The sequence below is a fragment of the Pseudomonas sp. JS425 genome, from assembly GCF_018223845.1.
In the GTDB taxonomy this organism is placed as follows: Bacteria; Pseudomonadota; Gammaproteobacteria; order Pseudomonadales; family Pseudomonadaceae; genus Aquipseudomonas; species Aquipseudomonas asiatica.
Map to the genome: position 1 here is coordinate 6,093,818 of NZ_CP073661.1, position 15,955 is coordinate 6,109,772.

Annotated in this window: 12 protein-coding genes and 1 pseudogene; 5 read left to right on the forward strand and 8 right to left on the reverse strand. The window is 62.7% G+C overall.

Going from position 1 to position 15,955, the window contains the following annotated elements:
- Window positions 1–19: 19 nt before the first annotated feature.
- Complete coding sequence (locus KDB76_RS28060) at window positions 20–967, reverse strand: IS110 family transposase (protein ID WP_038408539.1); 948 nt, start codon at window positions 965–967, stop codon at window positions 20–22.
- Between the two features lie 201 nt (window positions 968–1,168).
- Here KDB76_RS28060 and KDB76_RS28065 point away from each other — a divergent pair.
- The 3 genes and pseudogenes from KDB76_RS28065 to KDB76_RS28075 form a co-directional block, all read left to right on the forward strand.
- Window positions 1,169–1,474: pseudogene (locus KDB76_RS28065) on the forward strand (LysR substrate-binding domain-containing protein); the annotation flags it as partial.
- A 203-nt stretch (window positions 1,475–1,677) separates the two neighbouring features.
- Window positions 1,678–2,940 (forward strand): OprD family porin, encoded by a 1,263-nt coding sequence (locus KDB76_RS28070; protein ID WP_024087901.1) that lies wholly within the window; start codon window positions 1,678–1,680, stop codon window positions 2,938–2,940.
- Between the two features lies 1 nt (window position 2,941).
- Complete coding sequence (locus tag KDB76_RS28075) at window positions 2,942–4,540, forward strand: MFS transporter (protein ID WP_024087902.1); 1,599 nt, start codon at window positions 2,942–2,944, stop codon at window positions 4,538–4,540.
- A gap of 94 nt (window positions 4,541–4,634) precedes the next feature.
- Here the strand turns inward: KDB76_RS28075 and KDB76_RS28080 are convergent, their stop codons facing one another.
- The 5 genes from KDB76_RS28080 to ycaC form a co-directional block, all read right to left on the reverse strand.
- Entirely contained in the window at window positions 4,635–5,588 is a 954-nt protein-coding gene (locus KDB76_RS28080) for an IS110 family transposase (protein ID WP_013970314.1), read from the reverse strand.
- Between the two features lie 288 nt (window positions 5,589–5,876).
- Window positions 5,877–7,718: an amidohydrolase gene (locus KDB76_RS28085; protein ID WP_038410295.1), complete on the reverse strand. Its 1,842-nt coding sequence runs from the start codon at window positions 7,716–7,718 to the stop codon at window positions 5,877–5,879.
- A 377-nt stretch (window positions 7,719–8,095) separates the two neighbouring features.
- Complete coding sequence (locus KDB76_RS28090; RefSeq protein WP_023661331.1) at window positions 8,096–8,914, reverse strand: alpha/beta hydrolase; 819 nt, start codon at window positions 8,912–8,914, stop codon at window positions 8,096–8,098.
- Window positions 8,915–8,953: 39 nt separating this feature from the next.
- Complete coding sequence (locus KDB76_RS28095) at window positions 8,954–9,262, reverse strand: hypothetical protein (RefSeq protein WP_023661330.1); 309 nt, start codon at window positions 9,260–9,262, stop codon at window positions 8,954–8,956.
- 114 nt (window positions 9,263–9,376) lie between these two features.
- Complete coding sequence (gene ycaC, locus KDB76_RS28100) at window positions 9,377–10,006, reverse strand: isochorismate family cysteine hydrolase YcaC (protein WP_015272313.1); 630 nt, start codon at window positions 10,004–10,006, stop codon at window positions 9,377–9,379.
- 320 nt (window positions 10,007–10,326) lie between these two features.
- Here ycaC and KDB76_RS28105 point away from each other — a divergent pair, with 320 nt between their 5' ends.
- Window positions 10,327–11,754 carry a mechanosensitive ion channel family protein gene (locus KDB76_RS28105; protein ID WP_024087903.1) on the forward strand — a complete coding sequence of 476 codons (1,428 nt, stop codon included), beginning with the start codon at window positions 10,327–10,329 and terminating at the stop codon, window positions 11,752–11,754.
- A 108-nt stretch (window positions 11,755–11,862) separates the two neighbouring features.
- On the opposite strand, the gene KDB76_RS28110 is transcribed toward KDB76_RS28105, so the two are convergent.
- A complete protein-coding gene (locus tag KDB76_RS28110) occupies window positions 11,863–13,149 on the reverse strand; it encodes an FAD-binding oxidoreductase (RefSeq protein ID WP_024087904.1) in 1,287 nt (428 codons plus the stop codon).
- A 167-nt stretch (window positions 13,150–13,316) separates the two neighbouring features.
- A complete protein-coding gene (locus KDB76_RS28115) occupies window positions 13,317–14,807 on the reverse strand; it encodes an aldehyde dehydrogenase family protein (RefSeq protein ID WP_003253547.1) in 1,491 nt (496 codons plus the stop codon).
- A 136-nt stretch (window positions 14,808–14,943) separates the two neighbouring features.
- Between KDB76_RS28115 and KDB76_RS28120 the strand changes: the two genes are divergently transcribed.
- A complete protein-coding gene (locus tag KDB76_RS28120) occupies window positions 14,944–15,834 on the forward strand; it encodes a LysR family transcriptional regulator (RefSeq protein WP_013974770.1) in 891 nt (296 codons plus the stop codon).
- Window positions 15,835–15,955: the final 121 nt, after the last annotated feature.

Below are 15,955 nucleotides of genomic sequence, written 5' to 3' on the forward strand. Positions count from 1 at the left end.
ATGGTTTTAGGGAAGTTTTTTAAGCGGCTTTTGACCGATACTCATCTCCGCTTTTCAGTAGGGCAAATACTACTCGCGCCAATTTGCGTGCGAGCATGACAAGCGATGCTGTCGTGCTAAAACCACGTGCCAGGCGCTCTTCGTAGTACGATTTCCATACTGCCGTGCGGCATGCCGACATGGCTGCGTTGTGAAGGAGGCGTCGAGCTTCGGGGTCTCCTCGCTTCGTGAGCTTGGATTGCCCTTTTTTCTGCCCCGACTGCGCAATCCTCAGATCCATACCCAAAAAGGCGATAAACGCATCACCCCCGCTGAAGTTGCCACGCTGAAACGTCGCAGTCAGGCGTGCAGCCGTTAGAAAACCAATCCCCTCGACCTTCATGCAGCGCTTTACCTGAGGCATCAGTCCGGCCTTTTCCAGCAGACCCTTGATCATCTTCTCCACCAGCAGCTCAAGCCGCTGCATCGCACGCAGATGTGTCTTGAAGGCGGCTCTAAGTAGCGGTTCATTAGCCCATCCCTGAGACAGGCTGGTTCGTGCCTGGACCAGTCCCGCACGTCGCCGAAACAGGCTCAGAAGTTGTCGATAGATAGCCGGTGGCGGCGCCCAAGGCGTAAGGTCCTGTCCTTCGTTCTTCAGATAGCGGGCCAACAGCTGGGCATCAATTGCATCTGTCTTAGCGCGTACGTTGACGCCTTTGCGGTAATGGCTCAGGGCGTAACCATCTACCACGTAGATCGTATGCCCAAACTCAAAGGCCAGATCCGTAAACAGAACGTGATAAATGTTGGTCGCCTCGATGGCCACGGACATCGCACCCGAGAGGCCTTTGAGCCATTTCTTAATAGCTGCTTTGGTATTGGGGATTGCTATGAGCTCTGCTGATTCATCGTCCCAGATGACCAGTTCCGCTTTGGCCACATCCACGCCAATCAGCCGCTTTGAATCAGCAACCACCATTGCCATGAGCAACTCTCCTCGATAGTGTTGAAGCACTTGAAGGGTCACCCAGAGGCGCTGGCTTGTGTCTTTCGTCGGTCTGAGCCCGGAAGCATTCTTTATCGGCGCTTGGGTGAAAAGGGAGGAGGGGCGAGATCTCCCACGGTCTGTACTGCGCTAACAGTCAGAAGCTGGCTTTGTCCCTCCTCCTCCCTTCAAGTCTAACCATACAAGCTGTTCCTGGGTGAGGACAGCAGCCGCAGCATCGTCATCCCGCACACACCGCGCATGGTGACGGACGACCTGTTCGCCCTGCGCCATTTCGTGGTGGCCGGGGTGGGTATCGCTCACCTGCCGCGGGTGGCGGTGCGCGAAGACCTGGCGGCGGGGCGGCTGGTGGAGTTGTTGCCGGACTGGCACCCGCGTTGCGGCATCGTGCATGCGATCTTCCCGTCGCGGCGGGGGTTGCTGCCATCGGTGCGGGCGCTGATCGATCATCTGGCCGAAGAATTCGCCATCAGCGACATGGCTTGAGCCGGTTGCCGCCTGTGCCGGCCTCTTCGCGGGTAAACCCGCTCCCACAGGGTCACCACTAGCCTCAAGGTTTGTGCAGTATCTGTAGGAGCGGGTTCACCCGCGAAGAGGCCGGCACAGGCAAGAACAGCCAGAGCACACACATACAAGACCCCTGGCCTATCCTTCCTCCACAGTCCCGGATCATACCTCCCGGAGCCCCCATGATCCGCGCCACCCACGGACCAGGCTGCGCCCTGCTCGCCACCCTCGCCCTGTGCCCGGTGCTCAGCCAGGCCGAAGAGCCCGGCTGGTCGCTGCTCAGCCGCAACTACTTCCTGCACAGCGACTTCCGCTCGCCCTCCGGCAGTGGCCAGAACTACCGCCAGGAATGGGCCCAGGGCTTCATTGGCGAAATCCGCTCCGGCTTCACCGAGGGCACGCTCGGCGTCGGTATCGATGCCCATGGCTTTCTCGGCCTCAAGCTGGACGGCGGCCGCGGCCATGCCGGCACCGGCCTGCTGCCGCGCGACAGCGATGGCCGCGCCGAGTCCGACTACTCCAGCGCCGGCGCCGCGCTCAAGCTGCGCCTGGGCAACACCCAACTGCACTACGGCGAAATGACCGTGGAAACCCCGGTGTTCGACACCAGCGACAAACGCCTGCACCCGGAGTACGCCACCGGCTGGTTCCTGGACAACACCGACCTGCCCGACTGGCGCCTGCAGGCCGGGCACTTCACCGCCTTCAACAACCAGGGCAACAGCTCCAGCCATGATGACTTCAGCGGCTACGGCGCCACCACCGACAACCGTGCCATCAGCCTGGCCGGTGCCGCGTTCGCACCCGACGGGCCATTCGGCGGCGCACTGTACGCAGGCCAGTTGGAGGACACCTGGCGCCAGGCCTACCTCAACCTGAACCTGGCCGAGGGTAACTGGCGCCTGGACGGCAACCTGTACAAGACCCGCGACACCGGCAATGCCAGTGCCGGGGCAATCGACACCCTCGCCTACAGCCTGCTGGCCAGGTACAGCTTCGGCGCCCAGGCGCTGAGCCTGGCCTACCAGAAGGTCGAGGGCGATACCCCGTTCGACTTCGTCGGCGGCGACTCCATCTACCTGGCCAACTCGATCAAGTACGCCGACTTCAACGGCCCCGGCGAGCGCTCATGGCAACTGCGCTACGACCTCAACTTCGCCACCCTCGGCGCCCCCGGCCTGAGCCTGATGGGCCGCTACGTCAGCGGCCGTGGCATCGACGTTAGCCATGCCCCGGCAGGCGGCGCCTATGCGGGCCAGTACGGCGACGGCGGCAAGCACTGGGAGCGCGACATCGACCTGAAATACGTGGTGCAGTCGGGCGCCGCCAAGGACCTGAGCCTGTCGTTTTCCCACGTCAGCCACCGCGCCAACCAGGCCCAGGCTGGCGATGACATCGACCGGATCTACCTGATCATCGAATACCCACTCAAAGGCAGCTTCTGACATGAGCACGTCCCCTTCAGGCGCCTGGAGCCCATTGCGCAACGCCACCTTCCGCATGCTGTGGATCGCCACCATCGCTTCCAACATCGGCACCTGGATGCATGAGGTGGGCGCCGGCTGGCTGATGACCACGCTGTCGGCCAGCCCGTTGCACGTGGCCCTGATCCAGGTAGCCGGCTCGCTACCAATGTTCTTCCTTGCCCTGCCGGCCGGCGCGGCGGCTGATATCGTCGACAAGCGCCGATACCTGTTGCTGGTGCAACTGTGGATGTCTTCGGTGGCCGTGGTGCTGGCGGCCCTGACCCTGCTCGGGGTGATGAACGTCACCCTGCTGCTGGTGCTTACCCTGGCGTTGGGCATCGGCACGGCACTGATGATGCCGGCCTGGAGTGCGCTGACACCGGAGCTGGTAGGCAAGGACGACCTGGCCAACGCGGTGGCGCTTTCCAGTGTCGGTATCAATGTGTCGCGCGCCATCGGCCCGGCTTTGGCGGGCGTGGTGGTGAGCATGGTCGGCCCGTGGCTGACCTTCGCCCTGAATGCCATCTCGTTCGCCGGGGTGATCCTGGTGCTGTTCCTGTGGAAGCGCGAGGTGAAGGAGCCGCTGCTGCCGGCCGAGCGCTTCGTCGGCGCCATGCGCACCGGGCTGCGTTTCGCGCGCAGTGCCAAGCCCTTGCAGGCGGTGATATTGCGCGCCTTGGCATTCTTTTTCTGCGCCAGCGCCGGCACCTCGCTGCTGCCGTTGATCGTGCGTGGCGAGATGCAAGGTACCGCCGCCGATTTCGGCCTGCTGCTGGCGGCCATCGGCATCGGCGCGGTGGCCGGCGCCACCTTGCTGCCACGCCTGCGCGAACGCATCAGCCGCGACCGCCTGGTGCTGCTGGCCAGCCTGGTGTATGCCCTGTTCCTGCTAGCCCTGGCGCTGGTGCGCAACTTCTATGTGCTGCTGCCGGCAATGCTGCTCAGCGGCGCGGCGTGGATTGCCGTGCTGTCCAACCTGCAGGTGGCGGCGCAGACCTCGGTACCGGCCTGGGTACGGGCGCGGGCGCTGTCGGTGTACATCCTGATCTTCTTTGGTGCCATGGCCAGTGGCGGGTTGCTGTGGGGCACGCTGGCCAGCCATGCAACCATCACCTTGAGCCTGCTGCTGGCCGCAGCTGGCCTGGCACTGGGCACGCTGCTGACCTGCAAGGTGACGCTGCCGGAAACCGCAGCCGAGGAGCTGACGCCGTCACTGCATTGGCCGTTGCCGCTGCTGAGCGACGACATGGACAAGGAAAGCGGGCCGGTGATGGTTACCGTGGAATACCACATCGACCCGGCCAAGGCCGAGGCGTTCCAGCAGGCAGCGCGGGAGCTGGAGGCGATGCGCAAGCGCAATGGCGCGTTGTCGTGGGGGTTGATGCGCGACAGCGCGGACCCGGCGTTGTGGCTGGAGTTCTTCTTCGAGGAATCGTGGCTGGAGCATTTGAGGCATCACCACCGGGTAACCCGGGGTGAGCTGAAGATCGAGGCCAGGGTGCGGATGCTGCAGACCGATGGTGTGGAAGTGAAGATTCGGCATCTGTTGGCTGGAGCTGAGCACAAGACTCACCATTGATGTCTGCTGTGGCCTCTTCGCGGGTAAACCCGCTCCCACAGGGACAACACAGGCCTGAAGGGCGCTGCCGTACCTGTGGGAGATTCTATGGTTTTCAGCAAGCCAGTTTCGCGCCTTTAGTGACGTATTCGTCCTGATTTTTCATCAGGGCGAATGCCACCCGCGCGAGCTTTCTTGCCAGGATTACCAACGCTTGGGTTGTTGCTTTACCACTGCTCCGATGCTGTTCGTAAAGCCCTTTCCAGGCTGCCGATCTGCTGGCCGCCATCGCAGCGTTGTGCAATAAGCGACGAATTTCTGAACAACCTCGCTTGGTGAGGCGACGTCGCCCATTCTTCTGTCCGGAATCACTGACTCGTAAATCCATTCCTAGGAATGCAATGTACGAGTCACTGCTTTTGAACTCGCCCCTTGTAAAAGCCATCACCAATGCTGCGGCGGTGAGAAAACCAATGCCCTCTACTGCCTGGCAGCGAGCGACTTGTTCCTGCAGCCCAGCGTCTCGCAGTACTTCTTTAATCTTCTTTTGAATCAACTGATCCAGCCGATCTATCGACTTCACAAAAGTTTCGAAGGCGGCTTTCAAAAGGCTTTCGTTAGCCCAGCTCTGAGTCATTGCAGTACGAGCAGTCACCAAGGCGGCTCTGCGTCGCAAGAGGCTCTGAAGCTTGCCGTAGACAGCGGGAGGCGGGCTCCAAGGGCGAAGGTCCTCGCCTTCATTTTTTAAAAAACGGGACAGCAACCGAGCATCGGAGGGGTCGGTTTTAACCCGTCCCCCAACACTCTTCCGGTAGTTGCTCAATTGAAAACCATCGATGACATAGACCTCGAAGCCTAGGCTGTGGGCCAATTCAACCAGGTCCAAGTGATAGACGTTGGTCGCCTCAACAGCGATAGCGGTGTTGAGGGGTTGTTGCTTGAGCCACCTTCTGATCTCGAGTTTGGAGTTTTTGAGCCTGATGATCTCGTCGCGATCATCGTGGTGGATAACCAGCTCAGCTTTCGCGACATCCGCACCCACGATCAACTTACCTACCTGCATTGCCATGGGCCGCTCCTCACGTTATGGTTTTTCGGCTTGAAGGGGTTTCACCAAGAGGCGCTGGCTTGTTTCTATCGTCGCTTGCAAACGATGCATTCTTTATCGGCGCTTTGGTGGAAGGGGTGGGGCGATGTCTCCCACGGTCTGTACTGCTGTGAACAGTCAGAATCGGGCATTTAGTCCCACCACCCCTTCAAGTCTAACCATACAAGCGGGTTTACCCGCGAAGAGGCCAGCACTGAAGGAACAAAAAAGGGGGCCAATAACTGGCCCCCTTTTTCACATCAGCTCAGCTTAGAAAGCAAAGCACGAACAACCCAGCGCCCCCCAGAAGCCCTGGAAGTCATTCACCGGCACATTCGAATGCCGTGCCTTCTCATGGCTGTGCGCATGCACCCCGCAAGGCCCGACACACTGGTGCGCCACCGCTGCCAGCGACGGCGTGCCCACGCGCCAGTGGCCCGGCACCTTGGTCACCGGCGACCACTCCGGCAGCACCGGCACCTGGGGCGGGCCGAGCTTGTCGAATTCCGCCGCGCCATACACCACCTTGCCATCGACCACGGTCAGCACCGACTCGATGCCTTTGATCGCCTCTTCATCGACACTGAAGAAGTCCAGCGACAGCGCCGCCAGGTCAGCCAGCTGGCCCACCTTGATCTGGCCTTTCTTGCCCTGCTCGCTGGAGAACCAGGCGCTGCCCTGGGTGAACAGCTGCAGCGCGGTGTCACGGCTGAGGCCTTCCGGGTACAGCTCCATGCCACCGACGGTCTTGCCGCTGACCAGCCAGTACAGCGAGGTCCACGGGTTGTAGCTGGACACGCGGGTGGCGTCGGTACCGGCGCCCACCGGCACGCCCATGTCGAGCATGCGCTTGATCGGCGGGGTCTGCTCGGCAGCCTTGGCGCCGTAGCGGTCAACGAAATACTCACCCTGGAAGGCCATGCGGTCCTGGATCGCGATACCGCCGCCCAGCGCACGCACACGCTCGATGTTCTGCGGGGTGATGGTTTCGGCGTGGTCGAAGAACCATGGCAGGCCATTGAACGGGATGTCGCGGTTGACCTTCTCGAACACGTCGAGCATGCGCGTGATCGATTCGTTGTAGGTGGCATGCAGGCGGAACGGCCAGCGCTGCTCGACCAGGTGGCGCACCACCGGCTCCAGCTCTTGTTCCATGGTTTGCGGCAGGTCCGGGCGCGGTTCGAGGAAGTCCTCGAAGTCGGCGGCGGAGAACACCAGCATTTCGCCGGCGCCATTGTGGCGCAGGAAGTCGGTACCGCTGTGCAGCTTCACGCTGGAGGTCCACTTGCGGAAGTCGTCCAGCTCTTCCTTGGGCTTCTGGGTGAACAGGTTGTAGGCAATGCGCACGGTCAGCTGGTTGTTGTCGGCCAGCTCCTGGATCACCTGATAGTCGTCCGGGTAGTTCTGGTAGCCACCACCGGCATCGATGGCACTGGTCAGGCCCAGGCGGTTGAGCTCGCGCATGAACTGGCGGGTGGAGTTGACCTGGTATTCCAGCGGCAGCTTCGGCCCCTTGGCCAAGGTGGCGTAGAGGATCATCGCGTTGGGGCGGGCGATGAGCATGCCGGTCGGGTTGCCGAACTTGTCACGCTGGATCTCGCCGCCCGGCGGGTTGGGCGTGTCCTTGGTGTAGCCGACTGCCTTGAGCGCGGCGCGGTTGAGCAGTGCGCGGTCATACAGGTGCAGCAGGAATACCGGGGTGTCAGGTGCGGCCTGGTTGATTTCCTCCAGGGTGGGCATGCGTTTTTCGGCGAACTGGAACTCGTTCCAGCCACCGACCACGCGCACCCACTGCGGGGTGGGCGTGCGCGCGGCCTGGTCCTTGAGCATGCGCAGGGCATCGGCCACCGAAGGCACGCCTTCCCAGCGCAGCTCCAGGTTGTAGTTCAGGCCACCACGGATCAGGTGCAGGTGCGAGTCGTTCAGGCCAGGGATGACCGTGCGCTGCTTGAGGTCGATGATCTGCGTGGTGGCGCCCTTGTGGGCCATGGCTTCGGCGTCGTTGCCCACGGCGATGAAACGGCCATCCTTGATGGCGACGGCGGTCGCGGTGGGCTTTTCACGATCAACGGTGTGCAGTTTGCCGTTGAACAGAATCAGATCGGCGGTCATGGAACCTCCTTGGGTGGATGCGTGAGCGGAACCGGCGGAACCGGTAAAAGGCAATGCGGACCAGAGCGCGCCAGCGGCACCGAGCACGGTACTGGTGGCGAGGAACTGGCGACGGGTCTTGTCGTTGCGGTCCTGGGACATGGGGTTCTCCGTCTGGTGCGGCAGCGGGCAGGCGCAACTGCGGAGCATGCCGGTTGGTGTAGGGACAAGGCTTGGATGGATGTGCGGTGGGTTGTTGAAGGTTAGCCTTGTTCAGCATTTGCGCTGCCTGGGCTGGCCTCTTCGCGGGTGAACCCGCTCCCACAGGGACATCACCGGCCTTGAAGACTGTGGTGTCCCTTGTGGCAGCGGGTTTACCCGCGAATGCCCCAGCACAGTTACTTCTGAAGGAACGCCAGCAAGTCTTGATTGAGTTGCTGTGCATGAGTCACCGCAAACCCGTGCGGCGCCCCCGCGTACACCTTCAGCTCAGCCCCACGAATCAGCTCCGCCGCCCGCTTGCCGGTGCTCTCGAACGGCACGATCTGGTCGTCGTCACCGTGGATCACCAGGGTTGGCACATCGATCTTGGCCATATCCGGGCGGAAGTCGGTTTCGGAGAACGCGGTCACGCAATCCAAGGTGCCCTTGATCGATGCCATCAGCGCAATGTTCAAGGTCTGGGTCTGCACACCCTGGGACACCTGCTGCCCATGGTTGATGCCATAGAACGGCGTGGCGAAATCGGCGATGAACTGCGCCCGGTCGGCACGCAGGCCGGTGCAGATACCCTCGAACACCGATAGGTCGACCCCTTCAGGGTTGTCGTCACGCTTGCCGAACACCGGCGTCACCGCGCCAAGCAGCACCAGCCCGGCCACACGCTCGCTGCCGTGGCGGGCGATGTAGCGGCTGACGTCACCGCCACCCATCGAGAAGCCCACCAAGGTCACATCGCGCAGGTCGAGGTGTTCGATCAGCTGGGCGATGTCATCGGCGAAGGTGTCGTAGTCGTAGCCGCTCCACGGCTGGCTCGAACGGCCGAAACCACGGCGGTCGAAAGCGATGGCGCGGTAGCCGCGGCTGGCCAGGTATTCCATCTGCGAATCCCACATGTCGGCATCCAGTGGCCAGCCGTGGCTGAACAGCACAGGCTTGCCGCTGCCCCAGTCCTTGAAGTAGATCGAAGTACCATCGCGGGTAACGAACGTGCTCATGTCGGTATCTCCTTGAAAATGTCGAGGTAAAGGCCTGGCTCAGCCACGCAGCCAGTTGGCGCAGCGGCGGGTTACCCAAGGCATGATGTAGAACACCACGGGCAGGATGACGAACAGGTTGACGATCAGGTTGCCGATGATCGCGCCCCCCAGCTGCGGGAAGCGTGCGAACAGCGGCGCCAGCAGTTGTGGAATGATCATGGTCATCGGGCAGATCACCAGGTAGGTCAGCAGGGCCTGCTTCCAGCGCGGCGGTTGTGCCGGCGTAGCGCCCTTCGAACTGGCGATTACCTTGTGTTGCAGGCATACGGTCACTACGTCGTGGTTGTCTTGGGGTGCGGTGTTCATCGGCGTTCCTTGGGATGAGCTTGCCCGCATCCACTGTGCAACGGCGGACGGGCGCTGGATTGGACAGGTGTGCTGCCTTGGCGGGCACCGGCTGGCGGTGCCCGCACATCTGGCTTACTTGCTGGCGTTGAAAGCGTTGTAGCTGGTGATCAGGTTGCGGTAGTCCGGGATGTGGTTGGAGCACAGCGCGGCCAGCCCTTCGATGTCGTTGCGCCAGTCGCGGTGCAGCTCACAGGCCACGCCGAACCAGGTCATCAGTTGTGCACCGGCCTGGCTCATACGGTCGTGGGCGGCGTCGCGGGTCATCGCGTTGAAGGTGCCGGAGGCATCAGTGACCACGAACACTTCGAACTCTTCCTCCAGGGCCGACAGCGCCGGGAAGGCTACGCACACTTCAGTCACCACGCCGGCGATGATCAGTTGCTTCTTGCCGGTGGCCTTCACCGCCTTGACGAAGTCCTCGTTGTCCCAGGCGTTGATCTGGCCTGGGCGGGCGATGTAGGGGGCGTCCGGGAACAGGGCTTTCAGCTCTGGTACCAGCGGGCCGTTGGGGCCTTGTTCGAAGCTGGTGGTGAGGATGGTCGGCAGGTTGAAGAACTTGGCCAGGTCGGCCAGGGCCAATACGTTGTTCTTGAACGCGTCCGGCTCGATGTCGCGGACCAGGGACAGCAGGCCAGCCTGGTGGTCGACCAGCAGGACAGCAGCGTCGTCTTTGTTCAGGCGGTTGTATTTGAAGTTGGTCATGGTCGTTGCTCCTAAGGGTTTTGATCTTTTCAGTAAGTTGGGTGTTTCGCGTTGATGGGGGAAGATTAAAACCATGACCTTTTGGGCGGTAGATAGCGATTTTTGGCTCTAGCGTTCTGTTTTATGAACGATGGTTTTGTATGGGCTCGACCGGCCCTTTCGCGGCTAAAGCCGCTCCTACAGGTACTGCGCACGATTCAGATCCAGCGCAATCCCTGTGGGAGCGGCTTTAGCCGCGAAGAGGCCGGCACAGGCCCCATTGCCTGCCCGTCCAACCTGCTCTATTACTACCCACAACCCTCCCCTCACCCGAGACCACCATGCTGGCGTTCATCCAGTCATACCCGTTGTTGCTCGGCACCGCCCTGGTCCTGCTCGACCTCGTGCTCTGGCAACTGATTCCTCTCCAGCAACGCGCCTGGCGTATCGGCACGCGGTTGGTGCTGTTCCTGCTGTTCAGCTCGGTACTGGTGGCTGCCGGCATGAGCCCGATGCAACCACCCCCCTGGCCCGATGATGTCTCGCGCAACCTGATCGCCACGGTACTGGCGATCGGCTGGTGGCTGTTCGGCGCACGCACGGTGACGGTGGTGTTCGGCCTGTTGCTGGGTGCCCGTGGCAGCCATGGCGGGCGTTTGCTGCAGGATGTGCTGGGGGCGCTGATCTTCCTGGCTGCGGTGGTCGCCGCCGCAGGTTATGTGTTGCAGTTGCCGGTGAAGGGCCTGCTGGCTACATCGGGGGTAATGGCCATCGTCATCGGCCTGGCGCTGCAGAGCACATTGGCCGACGTGTTCAGTGGCATCATCCTGAACACCACGCGGCCGTATCAGATTGGCGACTCGATCTCCATCGATAACACCGAAGGCAAGGTGCTGGAAATCGACTGGCGTGCCACCCGCCTGCTCACCAGCACCGGCAGCCTGGCGGTGATCCCCAACTCGGTGGCGGCCAAGGCCCGGCTGCTCAACCACAGCCGCCCGGCCGATGTGCACGGGGTGTCGGTCAGCGTGGTGGTACCGGCCAAGGTGCGGCCCAAACGGGTGTTCGATGCTCTGGAAAAAGCCTTGCAAGGCGTCAGTGCCATCCTGGCTACACCAAGACCAAAGGTGACGGTGAAAGCCTCGACGCTGGAATCAGTGGAGTACGAAGCCAGCGGCTTCGTGGCCGACGCGGGCGCCAAGGGCGACGCGCGCAATCAGCTGTTCGACCTGGCCCACCGGCACCTGGAGGCCAGCGGGGTAATGTGGAACACCGACCTGGCCATGCCACCACGCAGCCGCCAGCGCGAGGTGCTGGACGAGGTGCGGGTGTTCCGCTCGCTGAGTGCGGAAGAGCGCGATGCGCTTAGCCAGCGCATGACGGCGGTGGAATACCTGGCCGACCAGGTAATCCTGGGCGTGGGCGAGCATTCCGATCATTTGCTGGTGATTGGCAGCGGGGTGGTTTCGGCGTCGATCCGCGATGGCGACAAGCTGGTCGAGGCCGGGCGCATGGGGCCGGGCGAGGTGCTGGGGATCGAAGGAATCATCGACGAAGAGGACTCGCTGGCCGAGTTCCGCACGCTGACCGGTTGCGTGCTGTATCGGATCGACAAGGAACAGGTGAAGAGCTGCCTGGTGCAACGCGGCGATGTGCAAACGGCGTTGAGCAAGTTGCAGCGGTTTCGGCGGCAGAGCCGGGAGTCGTTGTTGCTGCAGAAGCCGGTTTCGATCAAGAAGGGCGGTTTTCTCAGCTGGTTGCACAAGTAAGCCTGTGCCGGCCTCTTCGCGGGTCAACCCGCTCCCACAGAGACCGCGCAAAATCTGAACGCTGCGCAGTACCTGTGGGAGCGGGTTTACCCGCGAAGAGGCCAGTATTTACAACACAACCCTTAGGCATTGCCCCGCGTGGTACAGCGAGAACCCGGACTCGTAGAACGCAGTCCGCAACGAGGGCGCACTCACGCCCTTCATCGGCGAGAACGGAATCGGCAGGCTGCCCGCCTCCCCCTTCAGCAGGAACTCGGCGAACGCCCGGCCGATCACGGTCCCGGTGGTATTGCCGCGCCCGTTGTACCCGGTCACCGCCACCAGCCCCGGCGCCGGTTCGAACAGGCGCATCAGGTGGTCTGGGGTGAAGTCGATGCAACCGGTCCAGTGCATTTCCCACTCGACCTTGCCCAGCTCCGGGTAATAGTGGCTCTGGATGCGGTCAGCCCAGCTGCGCACGAACCACGCCGGCTTGTTGTCGACCCGGCCCAGGCTGCCGAGCAGCAGGCGGCCCTGGTCGTCGCGACGGATGCTGCTGAGCACGGTGCGGGTGTCCCATGAGCCTTGGCCATGTGGCAACACCTTGTCGGCTGCAGCACCCTGCAACGGCTTGGATGCCACCTGGTAGTAGTAGCCACGGAAGAACTGCTTCTGCAGGTTGCTCCAGTCGCCTTCGGTGTAGGCGCCGGTGGAAACCACCACCTTGTCGGCGCGCACCGAACCACGTGCGGTCTTTACCCGCCAGGCATCGCCGTCACGCTCCAGGCCTTCGACCGAAGACTGCTGGAACAGCTTGCCACCCAGGCGTGCCACCGCTGCGGCCAGGCCCTGGGTGTAGCCCATGGGGTTGATGGTGCCGGCGCGGCGGTCGAGCAGCGCGGCGGAAATCTTGTCGGTGCCGCAGTATTCCTGGCATTGGGCGCCGGTCAGCAGCTCCACATCGGCACCACGGCGGCGCCATTGCTCGTGGCGGGCCTCCAGGTCGGCGATACCGGTGGCGTTGTGCGCCATGTGCAGCGTGCCTTTGTGCTGGGCCTGGCAGTCGATGCCAAGGCGTTCGATCATGGCGAACACTTCGGCCGGGGCTTCGCCGAGCACCTTGTTCAGGCGGCTGCCCTGCTGCAGGCCGAGGGTGGCCTCGACATCGTCGGGGCGGATCCAGGTGCCGGCGTTGACCAGGCCGACGTTGCGCCCGGAGCCACCGTGACCGATCTTCCAGGCCTCCAGCAGGATCACCGACTTGCCCTGTTCGAGCAGGTGAATGGCCGCCGACAGGCCGGTAATGCCGCCACCGATCACACAGACATCGGCCTTGTGCTCACCGGCCAGGGCCTGGGCGGCGACGGTCGGTTTGCTGACGAATTCCCACAAGCATTCTTGACGCAGTTCGGACATGGCCCGGCTCCAGCAATTTGTTCTTGTTTGGGGCCGTTGTGCGGCCCATTCGCGGGTAAACCCGCTCCCACAGGTGCATCACAGGTTTCAAGAACTGTGTTGTACCTGTGGGAGCGGGTTTACCCGCGAACCGGGGGCCAGGCCCCCGGCCATGCAGCATCAGCCGATCAGTCGAACACGATACCCTGCGCCAGCGGCAGTTCGCGCGAGTAGTTCACGGTGTTGGTCTGGCGACGCATGTAGCCTTTCCAGGCGTCCGAACCGGACTCACGGCCACCACCAGTCTCCTTCTCGCCACCGAACGCACCGCCGATCTCGGCGCCGCTGGTACCGATGTTGACATTGGCGATGCCGCAGTCGCTGCCCGAGGCGCTCTGGAAGCGTTCGGCCTCACGGATGTCGGTGGTGAAGATGCACGACGACAGGCCTTGTGGCACTTCGTTGTTCAAGCGCAGGGCCTCTTCGAAGTCGTCGTAGGCCAGCACGTACAGGATCGGGGCGAAGGTTTCGTGGCGCACCACGTCGCTCTGCGCCGGCATTTCGGCGATGGCAGGCGATACGTAGTAGGCGTTCGGGTACTGATCGGCCAGCTGACGCTCGCCACCAAATACCTGGCCACCTTCGTCGCGGGCCTTGGCCAGCGCGCCCTGCATGGCGTCGAACGACTGCTTGTCGATCAGCGGGCCCACCAGGTTGTCCTTGCGTGGGTCGCCGATGCGCACCTTGCCGTAGGCAGCTTTGACGCGGGCAACCACTTCGTCCTTGATCGAACGGTGCACGATCAGGCGGCGCAGGGTGGTGCAACGCTGGCCGGCGGTGCCGACTGCGGAGAACAGGATGCCACGCACGGCCAGGTCGAGGTCGGCGCTCGGGGCCAGGATCATGGCGTTGTTGCCACCCAGCTCGAGGATGCTGCGGCCGAAGCGGGCAGCCACACGTGGGCCGACTTCGCGCCCCATGCGGGTGCTGCCGGTGGCGCTGACCAGCGGTACGCGCGGGTCGTCGACCATGGCTTCGCCGGCTTCACGGCCGCCGATCACCAGTTGTGCCAGGCCAGCCGGGGCATCACCAAAGGCTTTCAGGGCTTTTTCGAACAGCGCCTGGCAGGCCAGGGCGGTCAGCGGGGTCTTCTCGGACGGTTTCCATACCACCGAGTTACCGGCGACCAGGGCCAGGGCAGTGTTCCAGGCCCAGACTGCGACCGGGAAGTTGAAGGCGCTGATCACGCCGACCACGCCCAGCGGGTGCCAGGTTTCACGCATGTGGTGGCCAGGGCGCTCGGAAGCGATGGTCAGGCCGTACAGCTGGCGCGACAGGCCAACGGCGAAGTCGCAGATGTCGATCATTTCCTGCACTTCGCCCAGGCCTTCCTGGGTGATCTTGCCGGCTTCGATCGAAACCAGCTCGCCGAGGTCGGCCTTGTGCTCACGCAGCACCTCGCCGAACAGGCGCACCAGCTCGCCACGGCGCGGGGCCGGCACGCTGCGCCAGGCTTCGAAGGCGCTCTGGGCCTGATCGATGCGGGCGATGGTCTCGGCCTTGCCGAGCAGTTTCACCGAGGCGATCTGGCTGCCGTCGATCGGCGTGTGAACAGGGTAGTCGCCCTGGGTGTAAGCCTCGGCAGCAACGCCAAGGCGCTCGAGCAGTCCAGCAACCATTTGTGCATCTCCTACATCGGGTGATGGGGTGGAAAAATGATGTGGATCAGTATTAATCCGATCACACCGGTGCAACAAACGACCTTTATTCCGCATATCATTCCGTCAGGTAATGATTTGAGCCGCAGAGACCGCTATGTCCAAACGCCTGGTGCCCTCCATGACCGCCCTGCAGTGCTTCGAAGCTGCAGCCCGCCATTTGAGCTTTACCCGTGCCGCCGAAGAGCTGCACCTGACCCAGAGCGCGGTCAGCAAGCAGGTGGCGCAGCTTGAAGACATGCTGCGCCACCACCTGTTCCTGCGTATCCGCCGCCGTCTGCAGCTGACGCCGGCGGGCAGCCTGTACCTGGCCGAGGTCAACAAGATCCTCACCCAGGTGGATATGTCCAGCCGCTATGTGCTCACCTACGGCGAGCAGACCGAGATATTGAAGGTAGCCACTCAGCCGAGTTTTGGCGTGCGCTGGTTGATCCCGCACCTCAAGGGTTTTGGCAAGCGCCACAACAACATCCACCTGGACATCCGCAACGAGATGGAGCCTTTCGCCCTGCTGCAAGGCTCGGCGGACGTGGTGTTCTTCTATGGCCAGGGCACTTGGCCGGGGGCCACCTGCATGGAGCTGTTCGGTGAAGAGGTGGTGCCGGTATGTGCGCCGGAGTTGCTGGCCGGGCGTGAACTGAACGATGCCGGAGAGCTGGCCGAACTGGTGTTGCTGCAGAGCACCTCGCGGCCAGAGGCCTGGCATGAGTGGTTCCTGGAGTTGGGTTTGCAGAGCGTCAGTGCCTACCACGGGCCGCGCTTCGATACCTTCTACATGGCCTTGAGCGCGGCGCAGGCCGGGTGCGGGGTGGCGTTGGTGCCGCGCTACCTGGCGGCGAAGGAGCTGGCCGAGGGGAGTTTGGTGGTGCCGTGGAACCATGCGATGCGCAGTGCCGGGGCGCATTACCTGGCGTATGCCGAGCATGCGGCGGAGGTGCCCAAGGTAAGGGCGTTGGTGGAATGGATTCGTGAGCAGCTATCGACCTGAGGGCCTCTTCGCGGGTTTACCCGCGAAAGGGCCCTTGAGGTCGATCAAAAAAGGAATGACACACTCACTTTTTTTCGCTTGTGAGCAAAGTGCATTCCCAGCTTTCATGTAAGCGTCCGAA